Origin of the sequence: Bacillus sp. V5-8f, from assembly GCF_002863565.1 — a bacterium.
Taxonomy (GTDB): domain Bacteria; phylum Bacillota; class Bacilli; order Bacillales; family DSM-1321; genus Peribacillus.
In genome coordinates this window covers 301,854-314,884 of the sequence record NZ_PGUW01000001.1, presented here as the reverse complement: position 1 = coordinate 314,884, position 13,031 = coordinate 301,854, and the positions used below count along the sequence as shown (strand labels likewise).

The 13,031-nt window shown below is 42.0% G+C and carries 10 protein-coding genes; 8 read left to right on the top strand and 2 right to left on the bottom strand.

What is annotated here, in order from left to right; all coding sequences use genetic code 11:
- Positions 1-73: 73 nt before the first annotated feature.
- Positions 74-1,630 carry an ABC-F family ATP-binding cassette domain-containing protein gene (locus CUU64_RS01390; protein ID WP_101631484.1) on the bottom strand — a complete coding sequence of 519 codons (1,557 nt, stop codon included), beginning with the start codon at positions 1,628-1,630 and terminating at the stop codon, positions 74-76.
- Positions 1,631-2,009: 379 nt separating this feature from the next.
- Here CUU64_RS01390 and CUU64_RS01385 point away from each other — a divergent pair, with 379 nt between their 5' ends.
- Complete coding sequence (locus CUU64_RS01385) at positions 2,010-4,208, top strand: DNA topoisomerase III (RefSeq protein WP_101631483.1); 2,199 nt, start codon at positions 2,010-2,012, stop codon at positions 4,206-4,208.
- A 129-nt stretch (positions 4,209-4,337) separates the two neighbouring features.
- Here CUU64_RS01385 and CUU64_RS01380 read toward each other — a convergent pair whose 3' ends face one another.
- Positions 4,338-4,826 (bottom strand): SRPBCC family protein, encoded by a 489-nt coding sequence (locus CUU64_RS01380; RefSeq protein ID WP_101631482.1) that lies wholly within the window; start codon positions 4,824-4,826, stop codon positions 4,338-4,340.
- Between the two features lie 291 nt (positions 4,827-5,117).
- Here CUU64_RS01380 and CUU64_RS01375 point away from each other — a divergent pair, with 291 nt between their 5' ends.
- The 7 genes from CUU64_RS01375 to CUU64_RS01345 all read left to right on the top strand — a co-directional run bounded on the left by CUU64_RS01375 (position 5,118) and on the right by CUU64_RS01345 (position 13,021).
- Positions 5,118-5,903 (top strand): isochorismatase family protein, encoded by a 786-nt coding sequence (locus CUU64_RS01375; protein ID WP_101631481.1) that lies wholly within the window; start codon positions 5,118-5,120, stop codon positions 5,901-5,903.
- A 212-nt stretch (positions 5,904-6,115) separates the two neighbouring features.
- The gene (locus CUU64_RS01370; protein WP_101631480.1) at positions 6,116-7,621 is read left to right on the top strand and encodes a 4-hydroxyphenylacetate 3-hydroxylase N-terminal domain-containing protein; all 1,506 of its coding nucleotides are present in this window, start codon (positions 6,116-6,118) and stop codon (positions 7,619-7,621) included.
- Between the two features lie 58 nt (positions 7,622-7,679).
- Entirely contained in the window at positions 7,680-8,435 is a 756-nt protein-coding gene (locus CUU64_RS01365) for a maleate cis-trans isomerase family protein (RefSeq protein ID WP_101631479.1), read from the top strand.
- 27 nt (positions 8,436-8,462) lie between these two features.
- Complete coding sequence (locus tag CUU64_RS01360; protein WP_101631478.1) at positions 8,463-8,978, top strand: flavin reductase family protein; 516 nt, start codon at positions 8,463-8,465, stop codon at positions 8,976-8,978.
- A 63-nt stretch (positions 8,979-9,041) separates the two neighbouring features.
- The gene (locus tag CUU64_RS01355; protein ID WP_101631477.1) at positions 9,042-9,701 is read left to right on the top strand and encodes an isochorismatase family protein; all 660 of its coding nucleotides are present in this window, start codon (positions 9,042-9,044) and stop codon (positions 9,699-9,701) included.
- Positions 9,702-10,454: 753 nt separating this feature from the next.
- A complete protein-coding gene (locus CUU64_RS01350; protein ID WP_101631476.1) occupies positions 10,455-11,960 on the top strand; it encodes a 4-hydroxyphenylacetate 3-hydroxylase N-terminal domain-containing protein in 1,506 nt (501 codons plus the stop codon).
- Positions 11,961-12,190: 230 nt separating this feature from the next.
- Complete coding sequence (locus CUU64_RS01345; RefSeq protein WP_101631475.1) at positions 12,191-13,021, top strand: alpha/beta fold hydrolase; 831 nt, start codon at positions 12,191-12,193, stop codon at positions 13,019-13,021.
- Positions 13,022-13,031 lie beyond the last annotated feature (10 nt).

Genomic DNA, 13,031 nt, shown 5'->3' with positions numbered 1-13,031 from the left:
CACCTCAAGCATTTGTTCTATTTATATATTAAAACAAAAGGCCATCTTCACTACACGAAGATGGCCTTTTGTTTTATGCTTGGATCTGGTTGCTCCATTCCTCTACGTCCCATACTTTTGTAACCCAATCCTCATAGAAATCGGGCTCATGGCACACGAGTACAATCGTGCCCTTATATGCTTGCATCGCACGCTTCAATTCTTCTTTGGCGACAACATCGAGATGGTTTGTCGGCTCATCGAATAGGAGCCAGTTGCTTTCATTCAGCATTAGCTTACAGAGGCGGACCTTTGCTTGCTCACCACCGCTCAGTTGGTTAAGCGGCCGGGAAATATGCTCATTTTTCAATCCTACCTTGGCAAGTATACCGCGGACCTGTGGCTGGTCGAGATGCGGGAAGGCATTCCAAACATCATCGATCGGTGTGATGTCACCGGCTTTCACTTCCTGCTCGAAATAAGATGGGTACAGGAAATCACCCAGAACAACAGAACCGCTTAACGGCTCGATTTTTCCAAGAATCGTTTTAAGTAAAGTCGATTTTCCGACGCCATTGCAACCCACTATGGCGATTTTCTCCCCACGTTCAATCTGCATAGTTAGTTTAGGGAGAAGCGGACGGTCATAGCCAATTTCCAAGTCTTTTCCTTCAAAAACATATCGGCTGCTTCCTCTTGACTCCTTAAAGTCAAATGTCGGCTTCATCGCTGTTTCCGGGCGGTCAATTCGCTCCATCCGGTCAAGCTGCTTCTGCCGGCTTTTCGCACGCCCGGTAGTGGAATAACGGGCTTTATTTTTAGCAATAAAGTCCTCCTGCTTTTTAATGAACTCCTTCTGCTTTTCATATGCATTGATATGCTGGTTCTTGTTGATTTCTGCGAGCTCCAGGAATTTTTCATAAGTTGCCGTATATCGGGTCAGCTTGGAAAATTCAAGATGGAAAATAACATCCACGATACCGTTCATGAATTCTGTATCATGGGAAATCAATAGGAAAGCATGCGGATATTCCTTCAGGTAATTGCTTAGCCAACGGATATGCTCTACATCAAGATAGTTGGTTGGCTCGTCCAATAGCAGGACTTCCGGCTGCTCCAGCAATAATTTTGCAAGCAAGACCTTCGTGCGCTGGCCCCCGGAAAGGGCAGATACATCCCGGTCAAGACCGATTGCATCTAAGCCAAGGCCACGTGCTGCTTCTTCGACTTTGATATCCAGGTTATAAAAGCCGCCAGCCTCCAGTTCATCTTGAATTTTTCCCATTTGGTCAAGCAGCTCTTCCAATTCCTCAGGAGTGGCGGTGCCCATTTTTTCTGTCACATCATTCAATGCTTTTTCTTGTTCGAATAAAGGGAGAAATGCATCACGCAGTACATCGCGGATCGTTTTTCCTTTTGTAAGGACTGTATGCTGGTCAAGATAGCCATATGTTACACCTGGCGTCCACTCAACACGTCCTGTATCATAAATTAGCTGTCCTGTGATAATATTCATTAATGTAGATTTACCGACACCATTGGCGCCGACCAAACCAACATGTTCGCCGGCCATCAGGCGGAACGATACATCTTTGAAAAGGGTGCGGTCGCCAAAGCTGTGGCTTAATTTATCTATTGAAAGTAAGCTCATGTTATTGTCTGAACCTCCACTTATATTTAAAAAACATCTATGTTCCATCATACTAAAATCTTTACTAGATTACTATCCTTGCTGGGAAAAAACAGACTGGAAACTGTCCTGCAATCATAAGCAAAAATTTCGACATATTTCTCGGGAAATTTTTTTAACCGAGGACCGGGATTTACCGGATTAAACGGATATCAGGACAATTAAGCGAAATTGTCGATTTTTAAGCGAAAAGAATCTAGAATTAAGCGAAAAAATCTATATTTACGCGAAAGGCCCTGCCATTTAAGCGAAACGATGAATATGCCTTTCCCGCCAATTTATGAGATAATAGGAAAAGCGATTTTTATCAAAGAAACATCGATATTGAAAGGATGTTATGATGAGCAAATCAGTCGTACTGGCCGAAAAACCTTCGGTCGGAAGAGATATAGCAAAAGTCTTGAATTGTAACAAAAAAGGAAACGGCTTTTTTGAAGGCGATAAATATATTGTTACCTGGGCGCTCGGCCATCTTGTTACCCATGCTGATCCGGAAGCGTATGATGACAAATACAAGGCATGGAGACTGGAAGACCTGCCAATGCTTCCGTCTTCACTCAAGCTAGTGGTAATCAAACAGACCGGCAAGCAATATCAGGCGGTTAAATCCCAGCTGAACCGGAATGATGTAAAGGATATTGTTATTGCGACTGATGCCGGCCGTGAAGGGGAGCTTGTCGCCCGTTGGATCATTGAGAAGGCAAATGTGAAGAAACCGATCAAACGTCTCTGGATTTCATCAGTTACAGACAAAGCAATTAAAGAAGGCTTCAAGAAGCTCCGCGATGGAAAAGAATATGAAAACCTGTATGCTTCCGCCGTTGCAAGAGCTGAGGCTGACTGGATTGTCGGCATGAACGCGACAAGGGCACTGACGACAAAATATAACGCCCAATTATCATGTGGCCGTGTCCAGACACCGACACTTGCGATGATTGCGAAACGTGAGGAAGAAATCAAAAGTTTCCAGCCGAAACCTTATTACGGGGCAACGGCACTTGCAGATGGCAAGCTCCGACTCGTCTGGCAGGATAGCAAAACAAAGGATATCCGCACATTTGATAAAGAAAAAGCAGATAAAATAGTTTCGTCTGCAACCGGTAAAAAGGCTGAAGTGGTCGAGGTTGATAAAGCTCGTAAAAAGAGCTATGCACCCAAGCTTTATGATTTAACGGAATTGCAGCGGGAAGCCAACAAACGTTTTGGGTATTCCGCAAAAGAAACGTTATCGATCATGCAGCGTTTATATGAAAGCCATAAAGTATTAACTTATCCGCGCACCGATTCCCGTTATTTATCGTCGGATATCGTGGATACATTAAAAGAAAGGCTCCAAGCTGTAAGCATCAAGCCATATTCACTGTTTGCTTCAAAAATACTGCGAAATCCGATTAAAGTGAACAAGTCGTTTGTCGATGACAGCAAGGTTTCCGATCACCATGCCATCATCCCGACTGAACAAACGCCGCTCCCAGGCAAGCTGAGCGACAAAGAAAGCAAAATCTATGATTTAGTTGTCAAACGATTCCTTGCTGTACTCATGCCTCCGTTTGAGTATGAACAGACTACCATCAAAGCGAAATTCGGTTCCGAGATATTTGTGGCCAAAGGGAAGGTCATACTTAAAGCTGGATGGAAAGAGGTTTATGACTACCAGCATGATGAGGAGGATGAAGGGGATGGCCTGGCGGAACAGGTGCTCCCGGCAATCCAAAAGGGCGATTTGTTGAATATTTCTTCCGTCACGTTAACGAACGGGGAAACCAAACCGCCTGAACCTTTCAATGAAGGAACGCTCCTTTCTGCCATGGAAAACCCAGCACGGTTCATGAACGGGGAAAGCAAAGACCTGATCAAGACGTTAGGGGAGACAGGCGGAATCGGTACGGTAGCTACCCGGGCTGATATTATTGAGAAGTTGTTTAATACGTTCCTGATTGAGAAAAAGGGAAAAGGAATCTTTGTTACATCAAAAGGCAAGCAGCTGCTTGATTTGGCTCCTGAGGAGCTGCGTTCCCCTGCGTTGACTGCTCAATGGGAACAAAAGCTGACAGCCATTTCAAAAGGAAAACTCAAAAAACAGGCCTTTATCCAGGAAATGAAGGATTACACGAAGCATATTGTGTCCGATATCAAAAACAGCGGCAAGAAATTCAAGCATGACAACGTGACCGGAAAAAAATGTCCGGAATGCGGCAAGCTGCTCCTTGAAGTGAACGGGAAAAAAGGGAAAATGCTCGTATGCCAGGACAGGGAATGCGGCTACCGCAAAGGTATCTCCAAGGTAACCAATGCAAGATGCCCGCAATGCCATAAAAAGCTTGAGCTTCGTGGTGAAGGTGAAGGGCAAATCTTCGTCTGCACTACCTGCGGCCATCGTGAAAAACTGTCTGCTTTTAATCAAAGAAGAAGCAATGACAAAAACCAAAATGCTTCGAAAAGGGATGTAAATGCTTATCTGAAGCAGCAACACAAAAAAGAGGAACCGATCAATACAGCGCTGGCAGATGCCCTTGCCAAGCTGAAAATTGATCAATAAATAAGAGTGGCTGTCTAAACAGCACATCATAAAAAGCCCACGGGAAAATGATTATTTCTCCGTGGGCTCTTAGTTTTTCCTGAAGATAGAAACGCGCAAGACCTTCTTTTGGTGATCCATTACCAGTGGTTACTCTTGCAACTGTTTAACAGAGGCAATATACTGATCATGCCATTTTTCCCAATCCTCTTTTGGGAATTCCATGTAGTGGCCTTCCAGCAGGGCAGAAAATATATCCAGGCATACATGCCATCCTGCTAAATCTTTTGATGTATGATCCGTTAACGTATTGATGAATTCTTTCAATACCAACAGACAACCATCAGGTGTAGGGTACAATTCAAACCGGACACGGTCATTACCCCATTCGAATTCCAGTACGGAGTTTTCTTTAAAATCTAAAATTTCCATAACCATAAATGTCCCCGAACCGTCCTGCATATCGAATTTTATGGTGCCACCTTTTTGGAGATCCTCAACTTGAAGGTTTGACATCCATTTTGCCAGCTTGTCATTCTGGGTTAAAGCAGCCCACACTTTCTCTACGGAATGTTTTAATGGACGGTCGTAACGGGCGATATAGCCTACATCCTCGGCTTTTTCTATTACAGCTAACACATTGCTCCTCCTCATCTGAAAATCCTTTAAGTGCATCCAGCCTGTAACAAATACTGGCGGTAGTGCTCAAGCCAATTATCAATATCTTTAAACGGTACAGTCGGTAAATAAGCTTTTGAGACTCCACTTTTTAAGATAAAATGCTTTACGTAAAAAAGCAATATTATCCCATTTGCTTAGTACAGATATGTGTTATACTGATGGTAAGTTTTGAGATTTTTGATGACCTTTAGTAGCTTTAGTAACTTACTCTATATTTAGAAAGAATATCTGCGAAAAGAGGAATTCACAATGTATGAAAATCTGTTAAATATATCGGAAGTCGCCAAGCTGCTTGGAGTTTCACCTAGCACCTTAAGACGTTTAGAGAAAAATGGAAGCATTGAAGAATATGGTTTAAAAGTTATCTATACACCGGGCGGGCAAAGAAGATATATATTGGATGAATTGAAACAACTTTATTCTAAACAGGGTTTTTCAGGGCAAACAGGCTTTGGTGAAAGGCCGGCTCTCTTAATTCGGGATTTAACGGTAGCGTTTACAGACCCTCATTCACAATTAGCTATTAAGATAGATGAACAAATTTCTGCAACAAAAAGCCTTATAGAACAAGCCATTAAATTCAACGTACCAATTATCTTCAGCATAACAATCTATGAATCAAGTAATCGTGTTTCGAGACTTTGGTGTGAAAAATTCCCATCTATTCAAATATTGGATCGTCAAAGTTCATGGGTAAACATCCATCCCGAGTTAAGGGACTATCCTTACGATATGATGAACTACACAGTATATATCACCGATCTGCATAACCAAAACGTTGATGAATTCCTGAAAGAAAAACAGATTGATACAATCATATTGGCCGGAGCAACAACAAGTGGAAGTATAAGAGCAACAGCGGTAGACGCCCTGCAAAGGGGATACAGGGTTATTATCCCTAAGGAAGCGGTAGGCGATCGAAACCCAAACTTACAAAACTCGACACTAATAGACGTCAATGCAAGGTATGCAGATGTCATAAGTTTGGATAAAGTACTAAAAGGTATGAAGCCAGCAGAAGAAAAGATTAAGTAGTTTACATGGAACCATCGGTTATCTAAGAGATAATGGGTGGTTTTTTAATAGTTTAAATAATTAGAATATTGACACTATTATTTTTATCATATAAAATGGTTTTATGAAAGGTTTGGTAAGTTTGGATATATTTAATATGTTTTAATTTTTAAGAGTAGATTGGATTGTTCTTGAATCCGATGAAAAGCTTGAGTAGCAAAGGAGGAGAAAAAATGGAAACAACCCAGGTATTGAGTAAGTTTTTAAAAACCGGAGATATGTTTAAAGAAAGCCTCCGTGACGATCGAAAGGTGTACTATAAAGGTGAATTAATTCCAGATGTCACTACTCACTCAGCTACAAGCGGGGGTATTGATCTCATGGCGAAAATCTTTGACGCCCAGCATAATGCGGAAACACAGGACACACTTACTTATATCCGGCCAGATTTAGGCGAAAGAGTTAGCAAAGCCTGGATGATTCCAAGGACGAAGGAAGACTTAAAAAGCCGCCGAGAGCTGACGGATTATATCGCAAGGGAAACCTTCGGAGTTTTTGGACGTCCTTTCGACCTCGCACCGCTTGTACCAGTAGGAATGGCAGCCCAACTATCCAAGTTCCGCAACAAAAGACCCGAATACGCAGAAAATGTCCTTCACTATATCGACTACGCACAGAAAAATAACCTCATGGGGCCTGAAGTTCTCGTCGATCCGCAAAATGACCGTTCCAAAGCAGCTGCAGCCGGTGCCCGCTTGTTTGATGATGAATTAGGAAACAAATTGAGGGGTGGAGACTCCACACCTGCCTTGCTCCGAGTAGTGAAAGAGACGGAGGAAGGGATTTACATAAGTGGAGCGAAGGCTGTGGGCTCGATTTCTTCTCAAGGTAATGAAATGATCCTCTCCAACCTTATGCGTCCAGGTTTATTGCCTGAAGAATCACTATGGCTGTCTGTACCAATAAATGCACCGGGTATCCACATCATATGCCGTGAAACTGTTTCTACTGAATCTGCCAACTCCTACGACCATCCGATCAAATCACGTGGGGAAGAAATGGACTCCTTCTTGATTTTCGATAACGTGTTTGTAGAAAAATGGAGAATCTTCAACTACGGAGTTCCAGAGCTTAATGAATTATACGGCAGCGTCATTTTAGGAGCACACTGGCATATTCTCTCGCGTTTAGCTGTTAAAGCTGAATTGTATGCAGGGGCTGCCCAGCTGATCGTGGATGCACTTGGCACAGGCAAGATCCCGGGAGTCCGCTCCATCGTATCCGACGTCATCCAATATGCACAAACCTTAAGGGCATATGTCTTGGCATCCGAAGAATTAGCTAGACCTACTGAGGATGAGGTCATGTGGCCAGATGTCAACATGCTCACAGCGGGCCGCCTCCATGGTATCATCAACTACCCACAAATCATTCATAACCTCCAAGAATTATGCGGACAGGGACTTGTCATGAGATTTTCCGAAAAAGATTATGAACACCCGTTCATTGGCGGAAAACTAGAAGAGCTGCTATTTGGCCGCGACTTAACATCCAAGCAAAAGAACTTATTAATGAACTTTATTTGGGATATTACTACAGATTCCCACGCAGGCCGTATTGGTCTATTTGAAAATGTGAATGCCCTGCCGGCCCCGCTTCTTCGTGAACGCCTCTATCACGAGTACGACCGGAAACCATTCATGAACCATATTCGTCAATCTATCGGGCTGCCGTTTTAAAACACATTGAAACAATAGGGAGATTAATAGGATCTGTGATGATAAGGGAGGAATCAAGATGAAAAAGAACTACCGAATAGGGCTTATTGTCCCTAGTTCAAATACAACGATGGAAACAGAAATTCCAGCCATGCTTAAATGGAGAGAGCAAGCTGATCCTGATGTATCGTTTACTTTCCACTCAAGCAGAATGCGAATGAAAAATGTTACAAAAGAAGAACTCAAATCAATGGATATAGAAAGTGACCGCTGTGCTGTTGAACTTTCAGATGCAAGATGTGATGTTCTTGCTTATGCATGTTTGGTTGCCATTATGTGCCAGGGTCCAGGGTATCATATGGAGTCTGAACAACGTCTGTTTAATGCGACGAAGGAAAATGGAGCGGAAACTCCGATCATTAGCAGTGCAGGCGCACTTGTTGACGGCATAAAATTATTAGGCGCCAAAAAAGTGGCTATTATCACTCCTTATATGAAGCCGTTAACCAATCAGGTTATTGATTATATTGAGTCAAGTGAAATCCAAGTTACAGATTCTATAAGCTTGGAAATTCCGGATAATCTGGAGGTTGGCCGCCAGGATCCTCTTAATTTAATTGATATTGTGAAAGACTTGGATGTTAGCCAAGCGGATGCTGTAGTACTGTCTGCTTGCGTTCAAATGCCTTCATTAGAAGCTATCCAGAAAGTTGAAGATGAAATTGGCAAACCGGTGATTTCTGCAGCAGTTGCTACTGTTTATAAGATTTTAAAGTCGCTTAACTTGAAGCCTTATGTGCCTAATTCCGGAAAACTGCTTTCGGGAGAATTTTAAGACAGACGTTTTCTTAAAAGATATTATATGAAAATGAGAGGGGAACAAACCATGAGTGATGTAAAAGATAAATTTCGTGAATCCATGAGTCAGTTAGCTGCCGGTGTAACGATCGTCATGACTGAAATAGATGGCAGACCATGGGGGCTAACTGTAAGTGCTTGTTGTTCTATTTCAATGGAGCCACCCCTTATTATGGTAAGCCTTGCGACAAATTCGGCCAGCACGCAAGCCATCATTGATAATGATAGGTTTAGTGTAAGCTTACTGGCTGCAGATCAAATCGAAGTCGCAAAAGCTGGTGCAAAGGCAGGTGCGCCAAAATTCTTTGAGGATTTTGTCGATACGGAAAGTGAAGGACATTATGAGGTGAAAAATACATTAGCAAATATTCACTGCAAAGTAGACCAAGTAATACCTGCAGGCGATCATACTATGTTCATTGGGTTAGTAGAAAATGTAGTTCTTGGCGATTCAGGAGCCCCACTCGTTTACTTCCATAGACAATTTGGGGAGTTTCGTTCAAGTACAGTAAATAAATAATAAACGAAATAGTTTTCCCACAATAGTTGATTCAATTATCGAGGAGTAAGGAGGAAGTGCATAATGATTCATGGGAATGATGATGAGGCTTTTTTTGAAGAAAGAGGATTTGGAAAGTTACTAGGATTTGGTAAGAAACCAGCCTTGATCGTAGTAGATTTGATTAAAGGATTCACCGACTCGTCCATGCCAATGGGTTCGGATTTATCGTCTCAAATTACACAAGCCAATAAACTATTAGATACCATGCATGCCCATGATTTTCCGGTCCTATTTACCACGATTTCATATGATGACGACTCCTTTGCTGATTCTGGAATATGGTATAAGAAGATGGAGGGGCTAAAAACACTGAAAGCCGGAACGGAGGCTGTAAAGGTCGATCCCCGGTTAAACTTTCGCAAAGGTGATGGTTTAATCATTAAAAAATATGCTTCAGCATTTTTCGGTACAGATATCATTGCACGCCTCAATTCAAATAATGTCGATACAGTCATAATAGTTGGCTGTACTACATGCGGCTGCGTCCGGGCAACAGCTGTTGATGCCTTGCAGTATGGCTACATTCCAATCGTAGTCGAAGACGGCGTAGGGGATCGGTCTGTGGCATCTCATGAACAAAGTCTCTTTGATTTGCGCCAAAAATATGCAGATGTATTAAAAACGGATCAAGTAATCGAAACGATCTCAACAAAATATGGTTCTCCGGCAATAAAAGCATAAGCTATTAAACTATCAGCATAGGGAAGGCTCATAATCCCCCTATGCTGATAAAAATGCAATACAGTTATTAGCTGTCCTATAGAAGTCGAAACCGAGATAACTATTTGTTAGCTTTAAGTAATTGAGTGCAATATGTTAGGTGGGAATCAGATGAAATATTATAAGGATCTATTCAGCCTGGAGATACCTGAGTTGTAATAAACATTTTTATATAATATCAATATTTGAAACGGACCACGGCAAGGAAATGATTTTAGATGATCGAATGGTTTACTCTTTCTCTAAGGATAAGACCACTTTATATTTTGTGGATTGTATGAAAGTACTTTAATTTCTCTTCCAGGAGTTTTAATGCTATGGTTTTACATTAGCACAGAATAAAACTCTCGATTAGCCTACAACAATGACTCCTCACTCATTCCACAGAATCATCAGGTGGTTTTTCTAAATCAGAAACTATTAAATATTTACTAACCTAGCAGATTACCCTTCAAAACTCTTTTTCGTTTTTCAACATAATTTTCAAAAAAACAAGTTAATTTGACAATAATTTACTAAATTCCCTTTATTAATTCAGAATTTTCATTAGTTTCTTAATAATTTGAATATTGACTCAATTCTAGATATAGCTTACTATATACATATGGTAAGTTTTGTAGCTTTTGTTACTTTGGATTGTTTTTAGCTAAATCCGCAAGTTTGAAAACAACTAAGATAGAGTATAGTTTTCAATTAGCCAAAGGAGGAGTAAGCATGGAAAAAACCCAGGTATTATCTAAGTATTTGAAAACAGGAGAAATGTTTAAAGAAAGTCTCCGTGACGATCGCAAGGTGTACTACAAAGGTGAATTAATTCCAGATGTCACTACTCACTCAGCTACCAAAGGCGGCATTGATCTCATGGCGAAAATCTATGACGCCCAGCATGATCCGGCAACCGAGGATACGCTGACTTATTTCGACACAGAGTTAGGGGAACGAGTCAGTAAAGCCTGGATGATTCCAAGGACGAAGGAAGACTTAAAAAGCCGCCGTGAACTGACTGATTATGTCGCAAGAGAAACCTTCGGAGTTTTTGGACGTCCTTTCGACCTCGCACCGCTTGTTCCAGTGGGAATGGCTGCCCATCTATCCAAGTTCCGCAACAAAAGACCAGAATACGCAGAAAATGTCCTTCACTATATTGACTACGCACAGAAAAATAACCTGATGGGGCCTGAAGTTCTCGTCGATCCACAAAATGACCGTTCCAAAGCAGCTGCAGCCGGTGCCCGCTTGTTTGAAAATGAATTAGGAAACAAATTAAAAGGAGGAGACTCCACACCTGCTTTGCTCCGAGTGGTGAAAGAGACGGAGGAAGGGATTTACATAAGCGGCGCAAAAGCTGTGGGGTCGATATCTTCCCAAGGAAACGAAATGATCCTCTCCAATCTAATGCGTCCGGGCCTATTGCCTGAAGAATCATTATGGCTGGCTGTGCCAATTAACGCACCGGGCATCCACATCGTATGCCGTGAAACCGTTTCTACTGATTCTTCCAGTTCTTATGATCATCCAATCAAATCACGCGGGGAAGAAATGGACTCCTTCTTGATTTTCGATAACGTGTTTGTAGAAAAATGGAGAATCTTCAACTATGGGGTTCCAGAGCTTAACGAATTGTATGGAGGAGTGGTTCTCGGTGTGCACTGGCATGTGCTGTCTCGATTGGCTACCAAAGCTGAACTGTATGCAGGGGCTGCACAGCTGATCGTGGATGCGCTTGGTACAGGCAAAATCCCGGGAGTCCGCTCCATCGTATCCGATGTCATCCAATATGCACAAACCTTAAGGGCATATGTTTTGGCATCCGAAGAATTAGCTAGACCTACCGAGGATGGGGTCATGTGGCCGGATGTCAACATGCTTACAGCAGGCCGTCTTCACGGAATTACCAACTACCCGCAAATCATTCATAACCTCCAAGAATTATGTGGCCAGGGACTTGTCATGAGATTTTCCGAGAAAGACTATGAACATCCGTTCATTGGCGGGAAATTGGAAGAGCTGCTATTTGGCCGCGACTTAACATCCAAACAGAAGAACTTGTTAATGAACTTTATTTGGGATATTACAACAGATTCCCATGCAGGCCGCATTGCTCTATTTGAAAATGTGAATGCCCTGCCGGCCCCACTTCTTCGTGAACGCCTCTATCATGAGTATGACCGGACACCATTCATGAATCATATCCGTCAATCTATCGGGCTTCCTTTATAGACGAAACAAGAGGTTGTCCCAAAGCAAAGGGATCAGACCCAGAACATATAGTAAGATTTGAACCTTAATTTAAGATCTGAATGTAGATAGTTGTGTAGGTTCTTACCGCTTTTGGGACAACCCTCCATTGGGTTTACTTACAAATTAAGATAAAAATTTACAGTTAAGATCTGTCATATAATCACGTTTATATGATCACCTAGTTTTTTTCGTTGAAAGGAAGAAAAGTGATGAACGAAGAAAATACGTTTGAACATTTATGGGTCAATGGGATAAATGCGAAAATACATCTTATTGCAAAGGGTGACCCCACAGGTATACCTGTCATTTTTTTACCTGGAATCAGCAGCTATAGCCTTTCATTTAAAAAAGTCCTGAGCTTAATACCGGATAAATATTATTCACTGTCAATGGATAACAGGGGCAGGGGACTTTCAGATTCTCCAAAGGAAGGCTATTTGCTAAAAGACTATACGGATGACCTGCTGAATGTAGTAAATGCTTTAGTAAATAATCCGAATCCTCCGATCTTAGTAGGACACTCAATGGGGGCCAGAATTGCTGCAGCTTTTGGAAGCCGCTATTCATCACTAATTTCCGGAATGGTTCTGATTGATCCTCCAATTAACGGGCCGGGTCAACGCGAGGTATATCCAAATCCTTTATCCATGTTCCTTCAGCAAAAAGAGGCAGTGGATCAGGGGGAAATGGATGTATTCGGTAGCTTTTTCCCAACGTTTACGAAGGAACAAATCGCCGAAAGAGCTGAGGAATATCGCAATAACAGCATTCAAGCGATTGTTGAGTCCTATCACTCCCTTTTAAAGGAGCCCTTTCAGGTTTACGTAAAAATGGTTACTGCACCAGCATTACTAATGGCAGCCGAGCTTGGGGATACAATTCGTGAAAATGAGTTAGAGGTATTAAAAAGGCTTAACCCGCAAATGCAGGTGGAGCGGATTAAGGGTGTGGGACACATGGTCTACAAAGAAGCTCCTGAACAAACAACAGATTTAATTCTATCGTTTATTGAAGAAGTTACAGGCTTATCCAATAATTAAAAGGGGTGTG